Raw genomic sequence first — 20,837 nt, 5'->3', positions numbered from 1 at the left:
AGATGTGTATAAGGGCCAGGTGCTTTCCTCTCGGTTCGGCGCCCGCGGCAGACCGACGGCGTTCGGCATGGCATCGGGGCGGCCCGTTCGCTTCCCGTTCGGTGACGCGCGAAGCTATGGATGGGGCGGTTGGTTGCCAGCGCAATGCCGCCGACCTGTTGTCGGGCCGTTTCCTCTTTGATGATAAGACGCTCTTCGTCGCCGAATTGTTTCGCCCGCCGCAAAACCTCCGCATTTTACGGCGACCTCCTGCGCGTGGGGCGGTCGCGCCCCGCTTACCGCATCAGCATGCGCAGCAGATTGATCTTGTCGCCGAACGGGGGGTTGCGTACGGGGAGTTCGAGCCACGTGCCCTTCTTCAGGGTGGATTTGTAGTGGGTGAACGCGTCGAAGCCCACTTTGCCGTGGTAGGCACCCATGCCGGAGTTGCCCACGCCGCCGAAGCCCATGTGGTTGTTCGCGAGGTGGATCACCACGTCGTTCACGGTGGCGCCGCCGAATTGCAGCTCGGTGAGCACGCGGTGCTGCACCTGCTTGTCGTCGCTGAACACGTAGCACGCAAGCGGCTTCTCGAACGTGCGCACGATGTCAAAGGCCTCGTCAAGCGTGCGGTACGTCAGCACGGGCAGCACGGGGCCGAAGATCTCCTCGCCCATCACGGGGTCGTCGAGCGTCACGCCGGTAAGGCACGTGGGCTCGATGCGCAGCGTCTCCGCGTCGCCGCGCCCGCCGAACGCCACGCGTGCGTTCGGGTTGCGGTTCTCGATGAGCCCCATCACGCGGTCGAAATGGTGGCGGTTGATCATGTGCGGCCATTCGTCGCAGGTCAGAATGTCCGCGCCGTAATACTGGTGGAAGCACTCGTCCAACTGCTTGATCAGATCGTCCACCACGTTCTCATGCACGAGGAAGTAGTCGGGTGCCACGCAGGTTTGGCCGCTATTGATGCCCTTGCCCCACGCGATGCGCTGCGCCGCGCGCTTCACGTTCGCCGTTTCGTCCACGATGCAGGGGCTCTTGCCGCCTAGTTCCAGCAGCACGGGGGTGAGGAATTTCGAGGCGGCGGCCATGATGGTGTGGCCCACGTTCGGGCTGCCGGTGAAGCAGATCTTGTCCCAGCGCACCTCCAGCAGCCAGTCGTTCATCTGGCCCGATCCGGGGAAGCCGCAGATGTATTCGGGCGGGAAGATGTCGGTCAGCATGTCGATGAGGAATTCGCTTGTGGCTTTCGACGTGCGCGAGGGTTTCAGCGCCACGCAGTTGCCGGCGGCGATGGCGTCCACCATCGGCACGAGCGCCAGCTGCAGCGGGTAGTTCCACGGCGAGAGCACCAGCACCACGCCGAGCGGGCTGGGATACACCTTCGACGAGCTGCGGAAATGCACGATGGGGGAGGCAACGCGGCGCGGACGCGTCCACGAGTTGAGGTGCTTCAGGCACGTGTTGATCTCGTCGTAGACGATGCCGAGCTCCGTGGCGTAGCCCTCGAAGCGCGATTTGCCCAGGTCGGCGCGCAGGGCTTCCAGAATGCGCTCCTCGTTCGCCTTCAGGTACGCCTTCATCTTCACCAGCGCCTCGCGGCGGTAGGGCACGTGCGCCGGCGTGCCGGTGGCGTGGAAATCGCGCAGTTTCTGCGCGGCGGCCTCAACGTCGGCCACGGAGTTGAAAACCTGCCTACTCATATACGGCCTCCAGAATGGTCGTGGCGTCCTCCAGGGTGATCTCGGTGGCGTTGTACAAAGCCGAGCCGTCGTAGCGGGCTTGCTTTGCCACGGCGGGCAGCGCGTCGCGCGAAACGCCCAGATCGGCCAGCGTCAGCGGCACGCCGTACGTGTCGTGGAAGAACGCGTTTAGGGCGAACAGCGATGCGCACATCGCCTCGTCGCGCTGCGCGGCGGTGGCGTTCGCGCCCAGCTCGGCGGCCTTTTCCGGTGCCAGATAGGGCAGCAGTTCCCCGTACTGGCCGGCGTGAATCCCCCGGTCGAGGTTGAACTTCACGCAGTGGGGCAGAAGCATCATCATGGCCTGCCCGTGCGGGATGTGGCAGAGGCCGCCCAGCGAATGGCCGATGGAATGCACGATGCCCACCATCGCGTTCGAGAACGCCGCGCCCGCCATGAGCGAGCCGAGCGCCAGGTTCGTGCGCGCGTCCGTATCGCCGCCGTTCGCGCAAGCCACGGGCAGATTCGCCGCGATCAGCTCGATGGCTTTCACGGCGAACGCGTCGCTCACCGGGTTCTTCTGGATGGACGTGTACGCCTCGATGGCGTGCGTGAGCGCGTCCATGCCGGTGGTGGCCGTGAGCTTCGGCGGCAACGATGCGGTGAGCGCGGGGTCGAGGATGGCCGCGTGCGGCACCAGCTTGTACGAGGTGAACGACAGCTTGGCGTGCGCCTTCGTGTCGGCTACCACGGCCACGAGCGTCACCTCGCTGCCCGTGCCGGCCGTGGTGGGCACGGCGATGAACGGCGGCAGGTCGGCGTTCAGTATCTCGGAGCCCTGCAACGTGGCGAAATCGACGCCCTTGCACGCCAGCGATGCCGCCGCGCCCTTCGTGGTGTCGATGACCGAGCCGCCGCCGATGGCTACGAAGCCGTCGCAGCCGCGTCGGCCGTATAGCTGCGCCACCTCGTTCACCACGTCCATCGAGGAATCGGGCGGCACCTGGTCGAACACGTCGTACGGCACGCCGGCGGCGTCCAGCACGTCGGTGAGCTTCGCCGCCACGCCCAGCTTCATGAGCCCCGCGTCGGTCATGACGAGCGGGTGCTTTACCCCGCGCGATGCCAACTCGTCGGGCAGCTTGTCGAGCGCATGCGCCCCGCACACGATTTTCGTGGGGCAGAAGAATTCAAAACCGTTCAAGGGAACCTCCTCGGAAGTGGATGGGCCGCCGGGTTAGCCGCGCGCCACGCGCTTCGCCGCCCGGTACGCGCCGCGCCAGCCGAAGAACATGCGCAGCAGCGCGGTGAACATATAGGTGAGGGCCACGCCCGTGTCGTTGGGGCCGCGGGTGGAGAACGCGCGCTCGGCCAGCGCTTCCTTCAGCGTCTCGCCGCCGGAGAAGCAGGCAAACGCGAACGCGAGCGAACGGAACGCGATCACGTAGTCCACGGTGACGGCTGACGCGTCGGTGCTGGGAAGCCCGCTGCCGGGCTCCACGTCGCGCGCGAGGCGGGCGGGCGGCACGCGCTTGAACGCGCCCGATTCCGTGCGGCGGCACACGCACGCGAGGTTCGTGCCGCGCACGGTGAGCAGAAACGCGTAGCCGGGCTTCAAATAGTCCACTTCGGCGCGGATCTTCGGCGAGACGTGCCGGAACAGCGAGATGAGGTGCGGCAGCAGCCGCAGCAGCACGCGCACGTACAGCGCTTGAAGACGTTGGCCCAGCGTGCGGGGCGAAAGCGGTCGATCGTCCATGAGGCTCCTTCGATGACGGCGGAGACATTCGTATGATACTCCGTCGGCGCGCGTTTTGCTGATGGTCGCGACGGAAAAGCGCGAAGTCTTCGCCGCACGGTTCGCGGGAGGTCTTGCGGGGGGGGGGGTCTTGCGATCCGTGTCCGACGCCCCTCGCCTCATCCGGCTTGATCCGGTGCGCGCGCCGCGCTTGCGCTGCGGCCTTGCCCCTTGCCGTTTCTTCCATCTTCTTCTCTCCGATCTTGCCTTGCAATGTGACACTATCCCCGTCCCTTTGTCACGCTTTGTCACGCCCCTTGTCGCGCATGCTCTGGCCGGTGTACGCGCGGTCGGCCGATGTACACCGGTCGGTGTAATTCCGTGACGCGAAGATGACAATTGGGCGCAGGATGCCCGGCTCGGAAACCCTCGTGGTAAGGTGACCGCATCACAACAGATACGCACGACGAATCATGACCATTGCGAATTCAAGGAGCGTGAAGCATATGACCGACATGCATGGCGTCACTCCCGAGGGCGGCGCGCAGCCGCCGAAGCCGGGCGAGGAGCACGCCCAGCACACGGCCCCTGCGGGCCAGCAGCCCTCCTATCAGCAGACGTACCAGCAATCCTCGTACCAAGCGCCGGTGCAGCCCCAAGGTTATCGCGCGCCCGCGCCTGTCTCGGTTGAGCGGAAGTCGCACGGTCTGCGCACCTTTTTGCTCGCGTTCTGCGGCGCGGCGCTCGCCTGCGTCATCGGCCTGGGCGGGTTCGCCATCTGGCAGGCCGCGACCGGCAACTCGGGCGGCTCGTCCGACGACGGCCAGCACACCCAGCTCGGTGCGCAAAGCTCGGGCTCGGTCGACGCCGGCGACGAGGATCCCACGCTCGCCGAGGCCGTCGCCAAGAAGGCGCTTCCCTCCGTCGCGGCCATCGACGTGTACACGAATCAGTCGTCCATGGGCGGGCTGTACGGCTATGGCTACGGATCCGGCGCGAACAGCGGCGCCGACTCCAACACGCTCACGCAGTCGTCGCTCGGCAGTGGCGTCGTGCTCACGGAGGACGGCTACATCATCACGAACAACCATGTGGTGGAAGGTGCCGACGCGCTCAAGGTGACCGTCGGGGGAGAGCAGTACGACGCTGAGATCGTCGGCACCGATCCCAGCTCCGATTTGGCTGTCATCAAGGCAAAGGACGCGAGCGGCCTTGCGCCCATCGAGGTGGGGGACTCCGACGAGCTCATCATCGGCGAATGGGTCATGACCATCGGCAGCCCCTTCGGGCTGGAGCAGTCCGTGGCCACGGGCATCGTGTCGGCCACGAGCCGCTCGCAGATCATGGACAGCGGCACCGACCCGTTCAGCGGCCAAAGCACGGGAGAGCCCACCATCTACGCGAACCTCATCCAGACCGATGCGGCCATCAACCCCGGTAACTCCGGCGGTGCGCTCGTGGACGCCGACGGCAAGCTCATCGGCATCAACACGCTCATCACGTCCTATTCGGGCAACTACTCCGGCGTGGGCTTCGCCATCCCGGTGAACTACGCGGTGAACATCGCCCAGCAGATCATCGACGGCAAGACGCCCACCCATGCGCAACTCGGCGTGTCGCTGTCCACCGTGAACGCGCAGAACGCCCAGCGCTACGGCCTTCCTGCCGACAGCGGCGCGTACGTGGCCCGTGTAAATCCCGGTTCCGGCGCAGCTGAGGCGGGCATCGAGGCCGGCGACATCATCACGAAGTTCGACGGCGGCGCCGTGGAGTCAGCGAGCGACCTCATGCTGGCCGTGCGCTCGAAGAACCCTGGCGACAAGGTGACGCTCGAGGTGAACCGCAACGGCGAGACGAAGGAAGTTGAAGTCACGCTCGGTTCCGACGATTCCTCGGAAAGCGCTTCGACCCAACAGCAGAGCGGAACCTCTCAGGAGTCCTTGCTCGACCGCCTCTTCGGGGGTGGCTCAGGCTCCCAGCAGAACGCCGCATAAGACGCCCACTCCTTTCCCCTCTCTCCTTGCGAGCCCCCGTTTTGTCGGGGGCTCGCGTCGCATCGGGGTTCGCCGCAGGTGCGAGCGCGCTGTGCCGCGCACGCGAACGGGCACTCCTTCCAGCAGGTTTCTGTCTGTCCTTTGCGTGAAGTGACGGGAAACGGTCGCGCTTTGTCGCGGCTGTTTGCGTTTTCAGGTAAGATGGGGGCGCTTAGGAGAACGATCGACCATCGAGAGGACAGGGCTTATGTCTGGAGGATACCGATACGACCGCGTGCTGCTCAAGTTGTCCGGCGAGGCGCTGGCAGGAGACGTCGGATACGGCATCGATCCGAAGGTGGTCGACGATCTGGCCGACCAGATCGCCGAAGTCGTGCATGACGGCGTGCAGCTGGCCGTCGTGGTGGGCGGCGGCAACATCTTCCGCGGGCTGGCCGGCTCGGCCGAGGGCATGGACCGCGCCCAGGCCGACTACATCGGCATGCTGGCCACCGTCATGAACGCGCTGGCGCTGCAAGACGCGTTCGAGCGCCACGGCATCTTCTCGCGCGTGCAGAGCGCCATCACCATGCAGGAGGTGTCCGAGCCCTACATTCGCCGCCGCGCCATCCGCCACATGGAGAAGGGCCGCGTGGTCATCTTGGCGGCCGGCACGGGCAACCCCTACTTCACCACCGACACCACCGCCGCGCTGCGCGCGTGCGAGCTGGACGTGGACGTGCTCATGAAGGCCACGAAGGTGGACGGCGTCTACGACAGCGACCCGAAGGCGAACCCGGACGCGAAGCGCTTCGACCGCCTGAGCTACATGGACGTGCTGTCGCGCGGCCTCAACGTCATGGACTCCACGGCCACGTCTTTGTGCATGGACAACCATGTTCCCATGATCGTGTTCGACCTGACCGAGAAGGGCAACATTTCGCGCGCTTTGAAGGGCGAAAACGTCGGAACCACGGTAGAATAGGCAGAGGCGAACGCGCGCGCCGATGCCCTGGGGCGCGCGTCCGAAGTCGGGTGAAAGGAACCGCAACAATGGTCAACGACATTCTCACGCAGGCTGAGGAGCGCATGAAGAAGGCCGTCTCCTCGCTGCACGACAACTTCGGCTCGGTGCGCACGGGTCGCGCGAACGCCATGCTGCTCGACCGCATCAAGGTGGACTATTACGGCGTGCCCACACCGGTGAACCAGATGGCCGGCATCAAGTCGCCCGACGCGCACCTGCTGGTCATCGAGCCGTGGGACAAGGGCGTTCTTCGCGCCATCGAGCATGCCATCCTCGAGAGCGACCTGGGCGTGACGCCCTCCAACGACGGCTCGGTCATCCGTCTGCCGTTCCCCGCGCTCACCGAGGAGCGCCGCCGCGAGCTGGTGAAGCAGTGCAAGACCTACGCGGAGGAGGCGCGCGTGGCCGTGCGCAAGGCGCGCCAGGAGGCCAACTCCGCCATCGAGCGCACCGTCAAGGAGGAGAGCCTTCCCGAAGACGACGAGCGCCGCGGCCAGGCCGAGGTGCAAAAGCTCACCGACAAGTACATCGCCGAGGTGGACGCCGTCTTCAAGAAGAAGGAAGCCGAGGTGATGGAGATCTAGGGGTTCCGCGGGCCTACGGCCCGCGGAACTGCTCGACGCTGCGTCGGATTCCGCCGTTCTGCCGAACGGCGGAACGAAGTCGACGCTGCGAAGCGTCGGGGCACCCCATCTCGCGGCGAAGCCGATAGCTCGCGTACCGAAGTACGCTTCGCCATCGCCTTCCCCACGATCTGGGGCACCGCGACGCTTCTCGCTGACTTACTGCGCCAACCTGTGAGTTTTGGGCTGCTTGCCTGTTTGCCCTGCGACCGTAAGATCAACCTGGGTGTTCGGCGTACGACAGAAAGTGCTACCTCCTTGAACAAGCCGCTCGACTACATATTCCCGAATCCTCCGGAGGGTCTCGACCCGCGGCAACTCGACCCTGCGCGGGTGCCGCAGCACGTGGCCGTGATCATGGACGGCAACGGGCGCTGGGCGAAGAAGCGGGCGCTCAACCGGCTGCGCGGCCACAAGGCCGGCATCGAGGCCGTGCGCGAGACGATCCGCTGCGCCTCCGACGTGGGCGTGCGCTACCTCACCATCTACTCGTTCTCCACGGAGAACTGGAAGCGGCCCGAAGACGAGGTGGTGGGCCTCATGGACCTGTTCGCCAAGACCATGCTGGCCGAGGTGGACGGGCTGCACGAGGAGCACGTGCGCGTGCGCACCATCGGCGACGTGTCGGCGCTGCCCGAGGCCACGCGCGCCGCGTTCGACGAGGCGTGGGAGAAGACGCGCGGCAACACGGGCATGACGCTGGCCGTGGCCGTGAACTACGGCTCGCGTCAGGAGATACTGCACGCGGTGGAGGGGTGCGTGCGCCGCGCGCTGTTGGAGGAGGCCGAGGGGCGCGACCCGCTGGCCGCCGTGTCGGAGGAGGCGTTCGCGCGCGGCCTGTACACGACCGGCATGCCCGACCCCGACCTTGTGATCCGCACGTCGGGGGAGATGCGCATCTCGAATTTCCTGCTGTGGCAGATCGCCTACTCCGAGTTCTACTGCACCGACGTGCTGTGGCCCGACTTCGACCGCTACGAGTTTTTGCGGGCGCTTCTGGACTACCAGGGGCGCGACCGCCGCTTCGGGGCGGTGAAGTAAGCGATGTCGCGGCCTGACGGCGCGCGCGAGGGGGATGGCGACCGCACGCGTGCGGGGCGCATCAAAGACTTTGCCTACGAGAAGACGCCCGAGAAGCTGAAGAACGCCACCGATTTGCAGGTGAGGTTTCGCACCGGGTTCGTGTACGTGGCGGTGTCGGTTCTGTGCGCGCTCATCAGCGACTGGACGACGCTCGCGCTGCTCGTGGCCACGGCCGGCATCACGGCCGGCGAGTTCTACTACATGCTGCGCCAGGACGCGAAGCTGCCCAACGAGATGCTCGGGATCATCGCCGCCATGCTCTATCCGACGAGCGTGTTCGCGCTTGGCCTGACCGGCGCGCTGTACGTGAGTTTGGCGCTTCTGCTCGCGCTCATCGTGTGGTACGTGTTCTGGATGCGGGCGCGCGTGCCCGACGTGGGCGTGAGCTTCTTCGGCGCGGCCTACTGCGGCATGCTGCTCTCGGGCATCATCGTCGTGCGCACCGCTCTGCCCGATCCGTGGGGAGGCGTGCTCGTGCTCGCCATCTTCCTCAGCGTGTGGGCGAACGACTCGTTCGCCTATCTGGTGGGAAGCAGGTTCGGCAAGCACAAGCTGGCGCCGCGCACGAGCCCGAAGAAAAGCTGGGAGGGGTTCTTCGCAGGGCTTGCGGGCTCGGCGGCGTTCTGGTGCCTTATGACGCTCATACCCGGCGTTGAGATGAGCATCGCCCAGGCGATCCCGTTCGGCGTGATCAGCGGGCTCATGGGCGTGCTGGGCGATCTGGCCGAGAGCCGCATCAAGCGCAACAGCGGCTTCAAGGACTCCGGCACCATCATGCCGGGGCATGGTGGGCTGCTCGACCGATGCGACTCCCTGTTCCTCGTGGCGGTCACGTCGGCCATCCTGCTGGTGGGGTTCGGCTGCATCCCGTACCCTGTCCCGCTGGCCTGACGAAGCGGGCGGGGAGACGAGCGGTGTTGTCCGACGGCGCGAACGGGAGGCCTTCGGCTGCGGATGCCTGCGGTGCTGTCTTCTGATGTGGGGCTGCGAGGCGAAAGTGCGATCAAGCGACGAGGTGAGGGCATGAAGAGGATCGTTGTTTTGGGGTCCACGGGATCCATCGGCACGCAGACGCTCGACGTGGCGCGACGGCATCCCGACAAGCTGCAGGTCGTGGCGTTGGCGGCGAATTCGCGTGCCGAGGAACTGCTGGCCCAGGCGCGCGAGTTCGGCGTGCGGCACCTTGCGGTGGGCGACGAGCGGCTGGAGGGCGAGGCCGTCGCGGACGATCTGCGCGCCCAGGCGGAGGGCGGCTTGCGATGCGCCGCGGCCCAGGCGGCGGTCGGGGTGTCGGGGGTTGCGGGCGCTCGGGCGACGCAAGGCGGGCTGCGCGCGACTGCGGGCACGTCCGACGCGTCGAATGCGGATGCGCGCTCGTCCGGCACCGAGCGCGGCGAAGGCTCGCTCGGCTTCGGCGCGCAAGCCGTGGCCGCGCTCGCTCAGCTGCCCGAGGCCGACGTGGTGGTGAACGCGCTCGTGGGCGCGGCGGGCTTGCGCGCCAGCTGCGACGCGCTCGCCGCGGGCAAGGTGCTGGCGCTTGCGAACAAGGAATCGCTCGTGGTGGGCGGCGACCTCATCATGCCGCTGGCCGCCCGGGCGGACGCCCGTCGCCGTGCGGCCGGCACGGCCCCCGCGCACGGTCCCGCCGGCGCGCTCATGCCCATCGATTCGGAACACGGCGCCATCTACCAATGCCTCATCGGCGAGGACGCGCGCGAGGTGGCGCGCTTGTGGGTCACCGCGTCGGGCGGCCCCTTCCGCGGGCGCACGCGCGCGCAGCTGGCGGACGTCACGGCGGCTGAGGCGCTCGCGCACCCCACGTGGAACATGGGCGCGAAGATCACCATCGACTCGTCCACCCTCATGAACAAGGGGTTGGAGGTCATCGAGGCGCACCACCTGTTCGCCATGCCCTACGACCGCATCAGCGTGGTGGTGCAGCCGCAGAGCGCCATCCACTCGATGGTGGAGTTCGCCGACGGCAGCGTGAAAGCGCACCTCGGCACCACCGACATGCGCATCCCCATCCAGTACGCGCTCAGCTACCCCGAGCGCTGGGACGCCCCCGTGGTGCCGCTCGATTTCACGCGGCTGGGCGGCCTCGAGTTCGCCGCGCCCGACGAGGGCACGTTCCGCTGCCTTGCCCTCGCGCGCCATGCTGGCGCCGCCGGCGGCACGCTGCCGTGCGTGATGAACGCCGCCAACGAGGTGGCCGTGGCCGCGTTTCTGGCGGGGGAGGGCACCTATCTCGGCATTGCTGAGTGCGTGGAAGCCGTCATGGAGGCGCACGAGGCTGCGGGCGTCCAGCGGGTGGAGAGCCTTGAGCAGCTGGAAGAGCTGGACGCATGGGCCCGCGCCGAAGCGCGCCGGAACGTGCGCTAGCCGCCTAGCCGCGCGCCTCGCCGCAGGCGCTTAAGGGCCGCGTTTGCCGGGTTGCCGCCCTCTTTTCCGCACTTGCCGCGTCGGCCGTAGGCCGGCAGGCGCTTGCATCCCCGCGCCCCGCGTCCCCCGCCTCCGTCATTCGCCATTGCCGTAAAATTCTCTCTTGACAAACGGTAAAGGCCCGATATACGATTCGCCTATAGAAATTGCGCGGGCGTTCAAGCCCGTGCGCGAGATCCCGAAGCTCCACACAAACATGCACCGCCCGTTGAGGGCGAGGCATCATAGCAGGCTTTCGAGAAGCAGAGAATTAGAGCTCAAAGTTCGATTCTCTGCTTCTTTTTTTGTGCTTAAGGAGGTGAAACCGGGGTGGACATCAACGTGTACATGCTTTTCACGTATGGGCTGACGGCCCTCATATCGTTCTTCGTGATCGGAGTCGTCGTCCTGATCAACAAAGCTATGAACGGAAAAGGCTCCCAAGACTCTGAGCAGTAGGATCGTCAGTTACGGAAAGGAACGGATGTCCAGATGGATATCTTGATGCAAATCTTCCCCGGGATCTTCACGCTTTTCGATGATCCCCTAATTGGCGCCGTGCGCGTCGCCCTCATCTTGCTGGGCTTCGTGCTGGCGTTCTATGGCTTCAAAGGCAAGCTCGAGCCGTTGATCATGGTTCCCATGGGCCTCGGCATGATCGCTGTCAACGCCGGCGTCCTGTTCTTGGGCGACGGCTCCACGGGAACCCTCATCATCGACCCGCTTGTCTCCGAGACCGACGATCTCATGCAAGCCATCCAGGTGAACTTCCTGCAGCCCATCTACAACTTCACGTTCAGCAACAACCTCATCGCGTGCTTGGTGTTCATGGGCATCGGCGCCCGCAGCGAGCTGAGCTTTTTGCTCGCCCGCCCCTGGACGTGCATCATCATCGCCATCTTCGCCGAGATGGGCACGTTCGCCACGCTGTCTTTGGGCGTGAACCTCTTCGGGCTTGATCCTGCGCAGGCGGCCTCCGTGGCCACCATCGGCGGCGCGGACGGCCCCATGGTGCTGTTCGGCACGCTCATGATGTCGCCTGACATGTTCGTGTCCGTGTCCATCATCGCCTACTTGTACCTGAGCCTCACCTACGCGGGCTACCCCTACATCATCAAGGCGCTCGTGCCCAAGAAGTACCGCGGGCTTGACGTTGAGTTCGACATGCCGCAGGCCTCGTCGAAGTCCAAGTTCATCTTCGTCGTGGTGGTGTGCCTGATCCTGTGCCTGCTTCTGCCGGTGGCCGCTCCGCTCATGCTCTCGTTCTTCCTGGGCATGGCGGTGAAGGAAGCGAAGATCCTGCCCTACCAGGAGCTGTTCGAAGGCGTCATCACCAGCGTCTCCTCGATGTTCTTGGGCCTGGTGCTCGGAACGCTGTGCGAGGCGAGCACCATCCTCGACCCGGTGGTCGGCATCGTGCTCATCCTGGGCATCCTCGCCCTGGCCATCTCGGCGGTGGGCGGCCTGGCCGGCGGCTGGATCGTGTACCTGTTCGACAAGCGCCGCGGCAAGACGTTCAACCCGGTGGTCGGCATCGCGGGCGTGTCGTGCGTGCCCACCACGACGAAGCTCGCGCAGCATGCCGCCGAGGAGGAGAACCCCTTCGCCATCATCATCCCCATCGCCATGGGGTGCAACATCGGCGGTGTGATCGTCTCCGCCATCGCCACAGGCGTGTTCGTGGCGACCATATCGCTTGTCCTGTAGCTTTCTTCCGGAAATCGCCCGCAAGGGCCTGAGGAAAAAGGGGTGATCGCGCATGGAGCGGCACGCAGGTTCGAGCAGCAGGAACGAGAGTGTGACTCCGCTTGGGTTGGGTAGGAAAGCGCTCTTGCTGGCCATGACCGAGACCGACGCCGAGGAGGAATCGTACCGAAGGACGCTCTCGCTCCAGGGGTTCCGCTGCGTTGCCACGGAGGTGGGCGGTTCGAGCGAGGGGGATTTTCAGCAGAAGATGACACGCGCCGTGATCGGCGCGGCCCTCAACTCGGGCCTGGTGGAGAAGGAACCCCGATCCGTCCATGCGCTGGTGCACGCGTCCGAGGAGGCGAAACGGGGGCTGATCGTCAACGTGGCCTCCTCGGTGAACCTGGCTGTGAAAGTGGCCATCGTTCGCAACGACAAATGGGTCGCCGTTGCGCTGTTCGGCTCGTCGTCGCTCCATTCGCTCTCGTGCCACGAGCGCGTGGGGTTAGGCGTGATGCATCTGCCCGACTGAGCGGGCGGGCGACGCGGGCCGACCGCGCAACTTCCACTATCGAAAGGAGAGAGCATGACGAACCAACCGACCGCAGTTTGGGACTCGCTCAAGCGGGACGCCGAAGAGCGCCGGGCCGCTGCGCGGCCCTACGTTCAGGAGGGCAAGGTGGTGGCCGCCGACGACACGGTGGCGTTGCTCGAGGCCGTTATCAGGCCCGGCGACAAGCTCAACATCGAGGGCGACAACCAGAAGCAGGCCGACTTCTTGGCCGAGTGCCTGTGCAAGGTCGACCCGGCGAAGGTGCATGACCTGCACATGGTGCAGTCGGTGCTGTCCATGGGCACTCACCTGGACGTGTTCGACAAGGGCATCGCCAAGAAGCTGGACTTCTCGTTCTCCGGGCCGCAGGCCGGGCGTTTGGCCGAGTACGTGCGCGAGGGCAAGATAGAGATCGGCGCCATCCACACCTACCTGGAGCTGTACGGCCGCTACTTCATGGACCTCACGCCGCGCGTGGCGCTGACCGTGGCCGTGAGCGCCGACAAGAACGGCAACCTGTTCACGGGCTTCAACACCGAGGACACGCCCGTCATCGTGGAGGCGACCAAGTTCAAGCAGGGCATCGTGGTGGCCCAGGTGAACGAGATCGTCGACGAGGTGCCGCGGGTGGACATCCCCGGCGACTGGGTGGACTTCGTGGTGCAGGCTCCCAAGCCCTTCTACGTGGAGCCGCTGTTCACGCGCGACCCCGCCCTCATCACCGACTCGCAGGTGCTGCGCGCCATGATGGTGATCAAGGGCATCTACGGCGAGTACGGCATCCAGCGCCTCAACCACGGCATCGGATTTGACACCGCCGCCATCGAGCTTCTGCTGCCCACCTACGGCGAGGAGCTGGGGCTTAAGGGCAAGATCTGCTCGTACTTCTCGCTCAACCCGCATCCCACGCTCATTCCCGCCATCGAGTCGGGCTGGGTGAAGTCCGTCCACTCGTTCGGCGGCGAGGTGGGCATGGAGGACTACGTGGCGGCCCGTCCCGACGTGTTCTTCGTGGGTCCCGACGGCACCATGCGCTCCAACCGCGCGTTCTCGCAGACGGCCGGCCACTACGCGCTCGACCTGTTCATCGGCGGCACGCTGCAGATCGACAAGTACGGCAACTCCAGCACCGCCACCGCCACGCGCGTGGCCGGGTTCGGCGGCGCGCCCAACATGGGCTGCGACGCGAAGGGCCGCCGCCATGCGACGCCGGGCTGGCTCAAGTGCGGCGAGGAGTACGGCATCCAAAGCGAGCTGGTGGGCGACCTGCCGCGCGGCAAGCGCCTCGTGGTGCAGCTGCAGGAGACGTTCCGCGAGAAGCTGGCCCCCGGCTTCGTGGAGGAGCTTGACGCCGTCAAGCTGGCCAAGAACGCCAACCTCGATCTGCCGCCCGTGATGATCTACAGCGACGACCTCACGCACATCGTCACGGAGGAGGGCATCGCCTACCTGCACAAGTGCACGACCATGGCCGAGCGCATGGCCGCGATCCGCGCGGTGGCGGGCTTCACCTCCGTCGGCATGCAGGAGGATCCGGCCGAGACGGCCGGGCTGCGCGAGCGCGGCATCTTCAAGACGCCGGCCGACCTCGGCATCGACGTTGCCCGCGCCAACCGCAGCATGCTTGCGGCGAAGAACGTGAAAGACCTGGTGAAGTGGTCTAACGGCCTGTACAACCCGCCGGCCCGCTTCCGCAACTGGTAACCCGAACGGAAAGATCGAAGGAGGCACGCAATGGCATTGACCGAACTGAGCTTCACGTTCAAAGCCGACGACCCCAAGCCGTTGCCCGTCGAATGGAGCCACACCGGCGTGGTGGGCTCGGGCGACATGGAGGTCATGTTCGAGAGGAAGGATCTCGATGGCGCGGTCGAGTTCAAGGTGATCACGCCCGTCACCGGGTTCGACCAGGTGTGGGAGAAGGTGCTCGATCGCTTCGTGCGCGACTCCGGCCTGGCGGATGTGAGCGTGGAGATCAACGACAACAATGCGACGCCCGTCGTGGTGGGCATGAGGATGCGCCAGGCGGTCGAAGAGGCGCGGAAGGAGGCGTAAGCGATGACCGATCAGGACAAGCTCTCGGGCAAAAGCTTTTACGAGGCCACCGCGCGCGAGCGTGCGCGGGGCTTGGTCGACGAGGGGACCTTCACCGAGCTGTGCGGTCCGGCTGACCGCATGAGCAGCCCGCACCTGCCGGTGCTGGGCGAGGCCATCGAGTTCGACGACGGCGTGGTGACGGGCGTCGGCCTCGTCGGCAAGCATCCCGTGTTCGTGATCTCGCAGGAGGGCCGCTTCATCGGCGGCGCCGTCGGCGAGGTTCACGGGGCCAAGATGGTGGGCACCTTCGAGCTGGCTCGCCAGATGTACGAGCGCATTCTCGAGGAGCATCCCGACGAGCTGGCCGAGCGGCTTCCCGCCGTGGTCATCTCGTTCGAGACGGGCGGCGTGCGCCTGCACGAGGCCAACGCCGGCCTGCTCGCCCATGCCGAGGTGATGGACCAGATCCAGGAGACGAAGGGCAAGTTCCCCGTCATCGCCATGATCGGCAGCAAGGTGGGCTGCTTCGGCGGCATGGGCTTCGTGGCCGCCGCCACCGACGTGGTGGTCATGAGCGAGCTTGGGCGCCTGGGCCTTACCGGCCCCGAGGTCATCGAGCAGGAGATGGGCAAGGCCGAGTTCGACTCCGCGGACCGCGCGCTTGTCTACCGCACCACCGGCGGCAAGCACAAGTACATCATGCGCGACTGCAACTACCTGGTCGAGGACTCCATCGCCTCGTTCAAGGAGGCGCTTGCCGACGTGCTGTCCAAGCCCTACGACGAGATCGTGAAGAACCGTCGCATCGGCTCCGAGGAGCTTGTCGACGAGCAGCTCGACCTCGTGGAGCTGTCCTGCGAGATCCAGCCGAAGGATGCGCGCGACGTGTGGGCGTACTTCGGCAACGAGGATCCTGCGGGCATCCCCGAGCAAACCACTGAAGAGTTCCTGCGTGCGGCCAAGCGTCGGTAGAGGAGGGAAGCCATGACTGTAGAGTCGATGATCGGAAGAGGGCGCGACGCGATCGACATGATCGTGGAGGACGGCAGCTTCCATGAGAACAAAATCGGCGACTGGGAGGCCCCTGCGGATCTCGGTCCCGGCGCCGTGGTGGGCGAGGCGAGGCTCGGCGGCCGCGACGTGGTGGTGATCGCCAACGACGCCCAGGCCTTCAACGAGCGCTTCCCGGTGGTGTACTTCGGCGTCATCGGCATGGAAGAGGCCTACAAGATGGCCAAGACGGTGTACCGGGTCATCGACCAGGACGCCGACAAGGAGATCGGCGAGAAGCGACCGCTCGTGCTCATCGTCGACACGCCGGGCAACGGGCCGGGCAAGATCGAGGAGATCTTCGGCATGAACAAGGCCACGGGAGCCTACCAGCTGGCGCTCGCCGAGGCCCGCAAGGCGGGGCATGCCGTGATCGCGCTCGTCATCGGGCGCGCCATCTCGGGCGCGTTTTTGTGCCATGGCCTGCAGGCCGACCACATTCTTTCGCTGTCGCCGGAGTTCGGCACGATGATCCACGTCATGCCCATCACGAGCATCTCGCGCATCACGAAGATGGACATCGAGCGCTTGGAGAAGCTGTCGAAGGAAAACCCCGTGTTCGCCGCAGGCCCCGAGTTCTTCTACCGCCTGGGCGGCGTGGACGAGCTTGTGGAGAACGTCGAGGACATGGGCAGCGCCGTCGAGCGCCATATCGGCGAGGTGGAGGCCGCCAAGCTCTCCGGCGAGCCTGACGCCTCGGGTCCCATGTACCACGGCAAGCTTGGCGAGGAGCGCGGCGGGCGTACCGTGCGCCTGCCGGTTATCGCGCGGATGCGCGAGGAGTTCGCCGCAGTGGCGGGCGAGTACCTGTAAGGGGTTTGCGATGGAGGATCGGGAGGCGCGAGCCGTTCTCGAGCAGATGGCCGAGGCTGTTGACGAGTTTTCCACGGCGCCGAGCTTCGCGGAGATGCCGCGGCGCGCGCTGGAGGACAAGCTTGCGGCGGGGCCGACGAGCGCTCACGTGATCGAGGAGGTGCACACGCCCCTGAACGTGGCCTACGTCACGTTCACCACGGGCAGCACCGCGTTCCAAAACATCGTGGGCGTCACGCACGAGGAGCTGCCCGAGCGCGTTGCCGCCGGCGTGGCCGCCTTGGAGCGCGTCGGCGCGCAGGCGGGGGAGGACCTGCTTGTGTGCTACCCGCCGCTGGTCAACGTGTTCTCGCGCCGGGTGTTCGACGATACGGCGGTGCGCCCCCGGTTCTTGTCGCATTCCTCGCGGGACGCGTTTTTGGTCGCGTTGTGCCGCGACCGTCCGCGTCTGGTGATCGGCGAATCGAGCTTTTTGCGGGCGGCGCTTGAAGATGCGAAGAGGCTGGGGCTTTGGGACCTGGTTCCGCGCGGCCTTGTCCTCTTTGCGAGTGGGACGCCGCTTGACTTGGAGCTTTTGGAGACGGCGCGGGCGCTGGATGCGTCCGTGCACGACCTGTACGGCTGCCAGGAGTTCGGTTGGATCGCCATGGACGGCGAGCCGCTGCGAGACGACCTCTCGCTGCTGCCGGAGGGAGAGGGCCGGCTTGCGCTTGCGGTGGGCGGACTGCCCACGGGCGATAGCTTTCCCGCAAGCGGCGGGCATGTGCTGGGCGGCGAGGGAAGCCTGCCCACCTACGCTCGCCAGCGCACGAGGTGCGAGCACGACGTGGTGGTGAAGGCGAGCACGGCCCGTTCCGCCATGACGGTGGAGCGGGCGGCGCGAAGCATCCTGCGCATCAAGGGCAGGGTGGTGCGGGTGGATCCCGAGCTGGAGACGGGCGCGGTCGCCAACGTGCTGGAGCTTCGGCCCGCCACCGGTTTTGAGGGGTCGTCGCATCTGATCGACGACCCTCGCAAGACCGTGCTGTTCGCACGGCTTCTGGAGGCGCAGGAGCGCTTCCAGTCGCAGTCGAAGTCCGACCCGGTGTGGATGAAGCGGAGGTAGGGGGGTGAAAGCTCTCTTCAGGCGACACGACCTGGTGACCTTGACCGCTTCGGCGCGCCGGGCCATGGCGGTGGAGGTGGTGGGAGATGCGAAGGCGTGGTCGGAGGAGGAGATCCGCGAGCTTGCGGTCGACGGCTTCGACGGCGTGCTGGTGCCGGGCATCGTGCGGCGCCAGGAGCAGGGGGCGGAGGGCCTGTGCGTGGGGTTTTCGTCCCCCTTCCGCAAAGACGGCATGCGTTTGCGCCTGTCGTCGTGCGTCCCCCGCTCGGCGGTGACGCTGGTGCGCGATCCGTACCAGGTGGCGGGGTTGGCCCGAACGGCCATGCTGCGCCCACTGCCGGTGTTCGACGCTTTGTCGCGCGCCTTGCGCTTCGCGCGCGGGCAAGGGCTGGCGTGCGGGGTGTTCGGCTCCGCCGCGCTCGAGCTGGCCACGGGGCTGCCGTATTGCGACGGCACCTCGGATCTGGATTTGCTCGTGCGTTGCGAGGGGTCGGACGAGGCGCAGCGGTTGCACGAAGGGCTGCTGGATGTGGAGGAGCGGACAGGCGTGCGGATTGACGCCGAGATCGAGCTTGAGGGCGGATGGGCCGCCAAGCTCGGGGAGTTCTGCTCCGACAGCGGCAGCGTTCTTGCCAAAGGGTTCAACGACGTGCGGCTTTTCTCGAAGGAAGAAGCCGTCGTTATGAATCATAGATAAAGGGTTCTACGAAGAGAAGGAGAAGGAAATGGACGTGAAGAGCAGGGTTCCCGGAAAGATGCTCGAGATCAACGTCAAGGTGGGCGACGAGGTGCATGAGAAGGACATCCTCGGCGTGATGGAGGCCATGAAGATGCGCCAGAGCATCGCCTGTCCTGCCAACGGTATGGTTAAGGAGGTGCGTTTCTCTGTCGGTGATCGCGTGAACGCAGGCGATGTGATGTTCGTCATCGAGTAGCAGGCGGACGTGCGGCGTCCCGGTAGCGGGGCGCCGCTTCCGGCGATTGAAGAGAGGCATGACATGGTTGTTTACGGATTGACCTTGCTAGCTGGCTGCATGTTCCTCGGTATGTTCTGCGGTGACGTGCTCGGAGTTGTCACAGGTGTGGATTCGAACGTCGGCGGCGTGGGTTTCGCCATGCTGGCGCTCATCCTGATATCGAGCAAGCTCACGAAGGAGGGCAAGCTTTCCGAAAAGGCTCAGAGCGGTATCACGTTCTGGAGCGCAATGTACATCCCCGTCGTGGTGGCTATGACGGCGTGTCAGGACGTGGCATCAGCCATCGTCGGCGGCGGGGCGCTCGCCATCATTTCGGGGATTGTGGTCGTGGTTATTCCGCTTCTTTTGGTTCCCGTTCTGCAGAAGCTGGGCAAGCCTTCGGATCCCTTGCCTCCCATCGAGCAAGGATAGGGGTGAAGCGCTATGGATATCATGGATATCATTGTCGGCATTATGACCGATTACGGTCTGGTCATGTCGTTTGCCGTGGTTGGCGTTGTGATGTGGGTGTCGTACGGGCTCTCGAAGCTGACGAAGGGTCGCATTCACGGCTCGGCCATCGCCATCGTGCTGGGGTTGGTGCTCGCTTTCATCGGCGGTATCGCCACGGGCGGCAGCAAGGGCTTGAGCGATGTGGCCCTGTTCAGCGGGTTGGGCGTCATGGGAGGATCGATGCTGCGTGACTTCGCCATCATCTCCACGGCGTTTGGCGCGCGGCTTGAGGAAATCAAAAAGTCGGGTCTGCCTGGGATTCTTTCGTTGCTTATCGGCGTGGTGCTGGCATTTATTCTGGGCGTTGTGCTCGCGTTTGCCTTCGGGTACACGGACGTGGCCAGCATGACCACCATCGGGGCTGGCGCGGTCACGTTCATCGTGGGGCCGGTCACCGGTGCTGCGGTGGGAGCCACCTCCGACGTGGTGGCCATCAGCATCGCCATCGGCGTGATCAAATCGATCGTTGTCATGATCATCACTCCGGTGCTGGCCAAGCCGTTGCGGCTCAACAATCCTAAAGCGGCGATGATCTACGGCGGCCTTATGGGCACTACGAGCGGAACGGCGGCGGGTCTTGCGGCCACCGATGCACGCCTTGTGCCGTATGGGGCCATGACTGCCACGTTCTACACGGGGCTTGGATGCCTTTTGTGTCCGTCGGTGCTGTACTTGGCGATGACGACGCTGTTGTAACGCAAATGTTGCGGAGGGAGAGGGCATGGATGCGGTCTGCTGGCGTTTGACGCAGCCGGTTGTGCATGGGCTTTTGCTGGAAGTGGCAACACCGGGCAAACCTGGTCTTGTGTGCTCCGACGGAAATGGAAGTCATGACGACATGAGCATCCTGACGTTCATGAGCGGATCCGTTGCCCTTCTTCCGCATTTTTACCGTATCGTCGGGACGGGATTGCACTTTGATGGCGAGCCTTCCGAGCTTCTGAGGGAGGTTCGCCGTCTTGGCGTGGTCGCGGAAGACGATCTTCTTGAGGCCACGCATGGGGTGAACACGCAGCGAGGTGCCCTGTTCGCGCTCGGGCTTTTGGCTGCGGCCGCTGCCCGGGTGCAAGGGCTGTACGGGGAGGTGCGTCTCGACGAGGTGTTCGCGTACGTGCGCGAGGCGACTCGCGGGATCGTCGAGCGCGAGCTGGATGGTGTGAAGGAGCCTGTCACGGCGGGTGAAAAACTGTACCGAGCTTTTGGGGCCACGGGCATTCGCGGGGAAGTGGAGGCAGGGTTTCCGCATGTCGAGCACGAGGGCTTGCCCGCGTTGCGCGAGGCGTTCGCGGCGGGGTTGCAGCTTTCCGATTCGTTGCGGCATGCGCTTGTCCACCTCATGCGGGGCGTCGAGGACACGACGGTGCTGTGGCGCGGAGGAGTTGAGGGGCTTTCGGGGCTGCGCGCCTTGGCCGACGAGGCGTGCCGTTCGGGCGGGCTGCTCACTGACGCAGGGCGCAAGGCGTACGGTCGAATCGACGGCTATTGCCGCGAGCGCAGGTTGAGCCCGGGCGGCAGCGCCGATTTGCTGTCGGTCACGGTTGCCTGCCATCTATGGGAGAGCGGCTCGTTCCCTGTTGAGGTGCGCTAGGGGGCATTCG

Annotated in this window: 22 protein-coding genes; 19 read left to right on the top strand and 3 right to left on the bottom strand. The window is 65.6% G+C overall.

The genetic code is table 11. The features are described 5' to 3' along the window. Window positions 1-275: 275 nt before the first annotated feature. From C2L80_RS03355 to C2L80_RS03345, 3 genes are read right to left on the bottom strand one after another with little or no spacing between them, the layout of a single operon-like run. Window positions 276-1,682: an aldehyde dehydrogenase gene (locus tag C2L80_RS03355; protein WP_087195763.1), complete on the bottom strand. Its 1,407-nt coding sequence runs from the start codon at window positions 1,680-1,682 to the stop codon at window positions 276-278. Then, window positions 1,675-2,865 carry an iron-containing alcohol dehydrogenase gene (locus C2L80_RS03350; RefSeq protein ID WP_087195762.1) on the bottom strand — a complete coding sequence of 397 codons (1,191 nt, stop codon included), beginning with the start codon at window positions 2,863-2,865 and terminating at the stop codon, window positions 1,675-1,677. Before C2L80_RS03350 ends, C2L80_RS03355 begins: the two co-directional genes overlap by 8 nt. 33 nt (window positions 2,866-2,898) lie before the next feature. After that, complete coding sequence (locus tag C2L80_RS03345) at window positions 2,899-3,420, bottom strand: D-alanyl-D-alanine carboxypeptidase (protein ID WP_087195761.1); 522 nt, start codon at window positions 3,418-3,420, stop codon at window positions 2,899-2,901. Window positions 3,421-3,905: 485 nt separating this feature from the next. On the opposite strand from C2L80_RS03345, the gene C2L80_RS03340 reads away from it, so the two are divergent. The 19 genes from C2L80_RS03340 (at window position 3,906) to C2L80_RS03255 (ending at window position 20,827) form a co-directional block, all read left to right on the top strand. Then, a complete protein-coding gene (locus C2L80_RS03340; RefSeq protein WP_103262645.1) occupies window positions 3,906-5,393 on the top strand; it encodes a S1C family serine protease in 1,488 nt (495 codons plus the stop codon). Between the two features lie 247 nt (window positions 5,394-5,640). After that, entirely contained in the window at window positions 5,641-6,357 is a 717-nt protein-coding gene (pyrH, locus tag C2L80_RS03335) for a UMP kinase (protein ID WP_087195759.1), read from the top strand. Between the two features lie 68 nt (window positions 6,358-6,425). Beyond that, window positions 6,426-6,983 (top strand): ribosome recycling factor, encoded by a 558-nt coding sequence (gene frr, locus C2L80_RS03330; RefSeq protein ID WP_087195758.1) that lies wholly within the window; start codon window positions 6,426-6,428, stop codon window positions 6,981-6,983. A 297-nt stretch (window positions 6,984-7,280) separates the two neighbouring features. Next, window positions 7,281-8,063: an isoprenyl transferase gene (locus C2L80_RS03325; RefSeq protein WP_103262644.1), complete on the top strand. Its 783-nt coding sequence runs from the start codon at window positions 7,281-7,283 to the stop codon at window positions 8,061-8,063. Window positions 8,064-8,066: 3 nt separating this feature from the next. Then, window positions 8,067-8,996: a phosphatidate cytidylyltransferase gene (locus C2L80_RS03320; protein WP_103262643.1), complete on the top strand. Its 930-nt coding sequence runs from the start codon at window positions 8,067-8,069 to the stop codon at window positions 8,994-8,996. Window positions 8,997-9,128: 132 nt separating this feature from the next. Then, entirely contained in the window at window positions 9,129-10,487 is a 1,359-nt protein-coding gene (dxr, locus tag C2L80_RS03315; protein ID WP_103262642.1) for a 1-deoxy-D-xylulose-5-phosphate reductoisomerase, read from the top strand. 369 nt (window positions 10,488-10,856) lie between these two features. Then, window positions 10,857-10,985 (top strand): hypothetical protein, encoded by a 129-nt coding sequence (locus C2L80_RS14525; RefSeq protein ID WP_275668726.1) that lies wholly within the window; start codon window positions 10,857-10,859, stop codon window positions 10,983-10,985. Between the two features lie 33 nt (window positions 10,986-11,018). Beyond that, window positions 11,019-12,233 carry a Na+-transporting malonate decarboxylase, carboxybiotin decarboxylase subunit gene (gene madB / locus C2L80_RS03310; protein ID WP_103262641.1) on the top strand — a complete coding sequence of 405 codons (1,215 nt, stop codon included), beginning with the start codon at window positions 11,019-11,021 and terminating at the stop codon, window positions 12,231-12,233. Between the two features lie 52 nt (window positions 12,234-12,285). Beyond that, entirely contained in the window at window positions 12,286-12,744 is a 459-nt protein-coding gene (locus tag C2L80_RS03305; protein WP_087195753.1) for a HutP family protein, read from the top strand. Between the two features lie 54 nt (window positions 12,745-12,798). Beyond that, window positions 12,799-14,469: a malonate decarboxylase subunit alpha gene (mdcA, locus tag C2L80_RS03300; protein ID WP_087195752.1), complete on the top strand. Its 1,671-nt coding sequence runs from the start codon at window positions 12,799-12,801 to the stop codon at window positions 14,467-14,469. A gap of 30 nt (window positions 14,470-14,499) precedes the next feature. Next, on the top strand, window positions 14,500-14,820 hold the full coding sequence (mdcC, locus tag C2L80_RS03295; RefSeq protein ID WP_087195751.1) for a malonate decarboxylase acyl carrier protein: 321 nt from the start codon (window positions 14,500-14,502) through the stop codon (window positions 14,818-14,820). Window positions 14,821-14,823: 3 nt separating this feature from the next. Next, a complete protein-coding gene (locus tag C2L80_RS03290; protein ID WP_087195750.1) occupies window positions 14,824-15,774 on the top strand; it encodes a biotin-independent malonate decarboxylase subunit beta in 951 nt (316 codons plus the stop codon). Window positions 15,775-15,786: 12 nt separating this feature from the next. Further along, window positions 15,787-16,665 (top strand): biotin-independent malonate decarboxylase subunit gamma, encoded by an 879-nt coding sequence (gene mdcE / locus C2L80_RS03285; protein WP_087195749.1) that lies wholly within the window; start codon window positions 15,787-15,789, stop codon window positions 16,663-16,665. 10 nt (window positions 16,666-16,675) lie between these two features. Next, window positions 16,676-17,770, top strand: coding sequence for an AMP-binding protein (locus C2L80_RS03280; protein WP_129589882.1), 1,095 nt, complete (start codon window positions 16,676-16,678; stop codon window positions 17,768-17,770). Between the two features lie 4 nt (window positions 17,771-17,774). Then, window positions 17,775-18,467 carry a malonate decarboxylase holo-[acyl-carrier-protein] synthase gene (gene mdcG / locus C2L80_RS03275; protein WP_087195748.1) on the top strand — a complete coding sequence of 231 codons (693 nt, stop codon included), beginning with the start codon at window positions 17,775-17,777 and terminating at the stop codon, window positions 18,465-18,467. A gap of 28 nt (window positions 18,468-18,495) precedes the next feature. After that, window positions 18,496-18,705, top strand: a complete 210-nt coding sequence (locus C2L80_RS03270; protein ID WP_087195747.1) for a biotin/lipoyl-containing protein — start codon at window positions 18,496-18,498, stop codon at window positions 18,703-18,705. A gap of 63 nt (window positions 18,706-18,768) precedes the next feature. Then, window positions 18,769-19,158 carry a malonate transporter subunit MadL gene (gene madL, locus C2L80_RS03265; RefSeq protein ID WP_087195746.1) on the top strand — a complete coding sequence of 130 codons (390 nt, stop codon included), beginning with the start codon at window positions 18,769-18,771 and terminating at the stop codon, window positions 19,156-19,158. 12 nt (window positions 19,159-19,170) lie between these two features. Further along, window positions 19,171-19,935, top strand: a complete 765-nt coding sequence (gene madM, locus C2L80_RS03260) for a malonate transporter subunit MadM (protein WP_204600524.1) — start codon at window positions 19,171-19,173, stop codon at window positions 19,933-19,935. Between the two features lie 25 nt (window positions 19,936-19,960). Then, window positions 19,961-20,827 carry a triphosphoribosyl-dephospho-CoA synthase gene (locus C2L80_RS03255; protein ID WP_087195745.1) on the top strand — a complete coding sequence of 289 codons (867 nt, stop codon included), beginning with the start codon at window positions 19,961-19,963 and terminating at the stop codon, window positions 20,825-20,827. Window positions 20,828-20,837: the final 10 nt, after the last annotated feature.

Origin of the sequence: Rubneribacter badeniensis, from assembly GCF_002899695.1 — a bacterium.
Taxonomy (GTDB): domain Bacteria; phylum Actinomycetota; class Coriobacteriia; order Coriobacteriales; family Eggerthellaceae; genus Rubneribacter; species Rubneribacter badeniensis.
The sequence above is the reverse complement of the archived record's forward strand: the minus strand, read 5'-3'. Positions and strand labels throughout refer to the sequence as shown.

What these genes read in the sequence shown, in the direction of transcription:
- C2L80_RS03340 (WP_103262645.1), top strand. Translation starts at nt 3,906, where the DNA reads ATGACCGACATGCATGGCGTCACTCCCGAGGGCGGCGCGCAGCCGCCG.
- pyrH (WP_087195759.1), top strand. Translation starts at nt 5,641, where the DNA reads ATGTCTGGAGGATACCGATACGACCGCGTGCTGCTCAAGTTGTCCGGC.
- C2L80_RS03290 (WP_087195750.1), top strand. Translation starts at nt 14,824, where the DNA reads ATGACCGATCAGGACAAGCTCTCGGGCAAAAGCTTTTACGAGGCCACC.
- mdcA (WP_087195752.1), top strand. Translation starts at nt 12,799, where the DNA reads ATGACGAACCAACCGACCGCAGTTTGGGACTCGCTCAAGCGGGACGCC.
- mdcE (WP_087195749.1), top strand. Translation starts at nt 15,787, where the DNA reads ATGACTGTAGAGTCGATGATCGGAAGAGGGCGCGACGCGATCGACATG.
- C2L80_RS03255 (WP_087195745.1), top strand. Translation starts at nt 19,961, where the DNA reads ATGGATGCGGTCTGCTGGCGTTTGACGCAGCCGGTTGTGCATGGGCTT.
- C2L80_RS03270 (WP_087195747.1), top strand. Translation starts at nt 18,496, where the DNA reads ATGGACGTGAAGAGCAGGGTTCCCGGAAAGATGCTCGAGATCAACGTC.
- C2L80_RS03320 (WP_103262643.1), top strand. Translation starts at nt 8,067, where the DNA reads ATGTCGCGGCCTGACGGCGCGCGCGAGGGGGATGGCGACCGCACGCGT.
- C2L80_RS03345 (WP_087195761.1), bottom strand. Translation starts at nt 3,420, where the DNA reads ATGGACGATCGACCGCTTTCGCCCCGCACGCTGGGCCAACGTCTTCAA.
- madL (WP_087195746.1), top strand. Translation starts at nt 18,769, where the DNA reads ATGGTTGTTTACGGATTGACCTTGCTAGCTGGCTGCATGTTCCTCGGT.
- C2L80_RS03280 (WP_129589882.1), top strand. Translation starts at nt 16,676, where the DNA reads ATGGAGGATCGGGAGGCGCGAGCCGTTCTCGAGCAGATGGCCGAGGCT.
- mdcC (WP_087195751.1), top strand. Translation starts at nt 14,500, where the DNA reads ATGGCATTGACCGAACTGAGCTTCACGTTCAAAGCCGACGACCCCAAG.
- madM (WP_204600524.1), top strand. Translation starts at nt 19,171, where the DNA reads ATGGATATCATGGATATCATTGTCGGCATTATGACCGATTACGGTCTG.
- C2L80_RS03305 (WP_087195753.1), top strand. Translation starts at nt 12,286, where the DNA reads ATGGAGCGGCACGCAGGTTCGAGCAGCAGGAACGAGAGTGTGACTCCG.
- madB (WP_103262641.1), top strand. Translation starts at nt 11,019, where the DNA reads ATGGATATCTTGATGCAAATCTTCCCCGGGATCTTCACGCTTTTCGAT.
- dxr (WP_103262642.1), top strand. Translation starts at nt 9,129, where the DNA reads ATGAAGAGGATCGTTGTTTTGGGGTCCACGGGATCCATCGGCACGCAG.
- frr (WP_087195758.1), top strand. Translation starts at nt 6,426, where the DNA reads ATGGTCAACGACATTCTCACGCAGGCTGAGGAGCGCATGAAGAAGGCC.
- C2L80_RS03355 (WP_087195763.1), bottom strand. Translation starts at nt 1,682, where the DNA reads ATGAGTAGGCAGGTTTTCAACTCCGTGGCCGACGTTGAGGCCGCCGCG.